Genomic DNA, 256 nt, shown 5'->3' on the forward strand with positions numbered 1-256 from the left:
TACCATCGGCCGATTGGGTCTTAACCGTCGTGTTCGGGATGGGAACGGGTGTGTCCCCCAACCGCATCGGCACCAGAAATCTTTTAGCTTGATAGCTAAACAGTAAAACACAGACTCTCTACTTTTTCCGTTTTAGTTGGATTGATTCAGCTGTTTGCACAGCCTACTGTATCCAATTTCCTTAGAAAGGAGGTGATCCAGCCGCACCTTCCGATACGGCTACCTTGTTACGACTTCACCCCAGTCATCGGTCCCG

General features: G+C 49.6%; 2 rRNA genes. Both read right to left on the minus strand.

Features of this window, described 5'->3' with window-relative positions:
• A 5S ribosomal RNA gene (rrf, locus tag GPK88_RS19835) occupies nucleotides 1-77 on the minus strand; the annotation flags it as partial.
• Nucleotides 78-185: 108 nt separating this feature from the next.
• Nucleotides 186-256, minus strand: a 16S ribosomal RNA gene (locus GPK88_RS17870); the annotation flags it as partial.

It is taken from the genome of Blautia sp. MCC269 (assembly GCF_018785655.1).
Classification (GTDB): domain Bacteria; phylum Bacillota; class Clostridia; order Lachnospirales; family Lachnospiraceae; genus Blautia_A.